Genomic DNA, 1,858 nt, shown 5'->3' on the forward strand with positions numbered 1-1,858 from the left:
CTCCTTTTTCCTCGCATCCCTAATCGCCGCGAGCATCTATCTTTTGTTTTTATCGGTCGTATGTAAGCGATTTTTGCCGATTATTTACGCAGCGGTATTTGTCGTGAGCTACGCATTGGCGGTTTATATCGTTTTTAAGGCGCAATCGTTCGGCGCTTTCTCATCCGTTTGGGCGCTGTCGATCGTTTGTCCTTTGCTATGGGCGTTTTATTTCAAATTTGAGTTCAAAAGAATTTTCGCCTCAGAGGATAAAAACACGCAAATAAACGCACCTGCAAGTGGCGAGGAGTGAAAATTTATCCGCAACAAAATACTACAAAATTTTACTGCCGCGCACAAACGAGTAAAGCGGCAAATTTCACTGCCCGGGAGCACGTTTGACAATGCGGCGATTAATTTTCGCCTTACAATCACGCCCGTTTATTTTGTCTGCTTGAAAATAAATTTGTTATAATCCCGAAAATTTAAAAAATCACAAAAGGGGTCGTATGTTTAATATCCTGCTCGTCGAAGACGACGAGGCTTTGAGCTCGGCGATAAGAGAAAAACTGCTTGACGAGGGCTTTAACGTGAGCTGCGCCTTCGATGGTAAGCAGGCTGCAGAAGCGCTGGATGAGGCGCACTTCGATCTGATCATCTCGGACGTGATGATGCCTAAGATGGACGGCTTTGAGCTTAGCAGATACGTTAGGCGCGACGGCAAGAGCCAGCCGATACTGATTATAACGGCAAAAAGTGAGATCGAGGATATGCAGACGGGCTTTAAAAGCGGCGCGGACGATTATATGAGCAAGCCGATAAATTTAAAAGAGCTCGTGCTGCGCGTGCATGCGCTGCTAAGGCGCGCAAAGATCGCAAACGAAAAGCGGCTTCTCATCGGCGGAAGCGAGCTTGACTACGATACGCTTAGCGTCCGCGCGGCGGGCGAGCGGATAAGCCTGGCGCCGAAGGAATTTCGTCTTTTGTTTCTGCTGCTAAGCTATGCGGGCAGAATTTTTACGAGGTTTGAGATAATGAGCGAAATTTGGGGCTATAAGACGGACAGCGACGAGCGCGTCGTCGATACGCACATCAAAAAGCTACGAGCAAAATTTGAAAACTCCAAGGACTTTGAGATAATCACCGTGCGCGGGCTCGGCTACAAAGCCGTAAAAAAGGAGCGAGCGTGAAAAAATACCTCATCAGCCTTAAAAGCTTCATCGCGTTTTACTCTTCGCTCGCATTCGGCGTGATAAATTTCATCGTCTGCTTTGCGGTTTGCATGCTTTTTTACATAGGCATCGGCGGCAAGATCGGCGGGTTTTGGGACGGAGTGGCGCTGTGCGCGATCATCTGTCTAATCACGATGGCGCTAAATTTTACCCTGCTTTACTTCGGGCTTAAAATTTTATTTCGCCCGATCAAGCGGCTACTAGGCGCGATCACCGCGATCGCAAACGGCGATTTTGAGGCGCGCGCCGAGCGCAAGCTGCACGGACACCGTACTGATTACCTCTATATGCACGAGCTCGACGAGCTTGTAGTAAACGTCAATAAAATGGCGCAGAAGCTGCAAAAGCACGAGCAGCTACAAAAGGAGTTCGTCTCAAACGTCTCGCACGAGATGAAGACGCCGATCTCTTCGATCGCCGCGTTAAGCGAGATGATAGAGGGCGGCGTGAGCGAGGAGCGCGCGGTGCGATACGCAGCCTCCATCGGCGCGGAAGCAAACCGCCTAAGCAAGCTCTGCACCGACATGTTAAAGCTAACGAGACTTGATAGCGGTGCGGCGGTGTGCCTGGATGAGACGGTACGTATCGACGAGCAGCTTAGGCAATGCATCATATCGCTAAGCCAAAGCTACGAAGGGCACGAGTTT

General features: G+C 49.7%; 3 protein-coding genes. All 3 read left to right on the plus strand.

Going from position 1 to position 1,858, the window contains the following annotated elements:
* Nucleotides 1–292, plus strand: a 292-nt coding sequence (locus tag Q0413_RS07715; RefSeq protein WP_298988408.1) for a hypothetical protein, incomplete at its 5' end; no start/stop codon positions are given.
* A gap of 196 nt (nt 293–488) precedes the next feature.
* Nucleotides 489–1,169: a response regulator transcription factor gene (locus Q0413_RS07720; RefSeq protein WP_298988409.1), complete on the plus strand. Its 681-nt coding sequence runs from the start codon at nt 489–491 to the stop codon at nt 1,167–1,169.
* On the plus strand, nt 1,166–1,858 hold a 693-nt coding region (locus Q0413_RS07725), incomplete at its 3' end, for a HAMP domain-containing sensor histidine kinase (protein WP_298988410.1). The genes Q0413_RS07720 and Q0413_RS07725, both read left to right, overlap by 4 nt.

Origin of the sequence: uncultured Campylobacter sp. (assembly GCF_938045465.1) — a bacterium.
GTDB lineage: Bacteria > Campylobacterota > Campylobacteria > Campylobacterales > Campylobacteraceae > Campylobacter_B.